Source organism: Streptomyces malaysiensis subsp. samsunensis, assembly GCF_024519315.1.
GTDB lineage: Bacteria > Actinomycetota > Actinomycetes > Streptomycetales > Streptomycetaceae > Streptomyces > Streptomyces malaysiensis.
In genome coordinates this window covers 1-558 of the sequence record NZ_JANIIC010000260.1, presented here as the reverse complement: position 1 = coordinate 558, position 558 = coordinate 1, and the positions used below count along the sequence as shown (strand labels likewise).

The 558-nt window shown below is 64.2% G+C and carries 1 protein-coding gene; it reads left to right on the top strand.

From position 1 onward, the window contains the following. Positions 1 to 558, top strand: a 558-nt coding sequence (locus NQU54_RS48790) for an acyltransferase domain-containing protein (protein WP_257636685.1), incomplete at both ends; no start/stop codon positions are given.

Below are 558 nucleotides of genomic sequence, written 5' to 3'. Positions count from 1 at the left end.
TACATCGACTGGTCCGTCACCGACATCCTCACCGGCCAACCCGGAGCACCCACCTGGGACCGCGTCGATGTAATCCAACCCGTCCTCTTCACCACCATGACCGCCCTCGCCACCCTCTGGCAACACCACGGCCTCACCCCCGACGCCATCATCGGCCACTCCCAAGGCGAAATCGCCGCCGCCTACACCGCCGGAGCCCTCACCCTCCAAGACGCCGCCCGCATCACCACCCTCCGCAGCAAAGCACTCCTCCCCCTCACCGGCCACGGCACCATGATCAGCGTCCTCGCACCACCCGAAAAAATCCAGGAAATAGCCAACCCCGACCACTGGAACACCCGCATCTGGATCGCCGCCCACAACGCACCCAACACCACCACCATCACCGGCGACACCCAAGCCATTACCCACCTCACCCAACAACTCTCCCACCACCGCATCATGCGCTGGCAACTCCCCGGCGTCGACTTCGCCGGACACTCCGGCCACATCGACCAACTACACGACCAACTCCAAGAAATCCTCGCCCCCATCACCCCACAAAAACCCACCACCCCC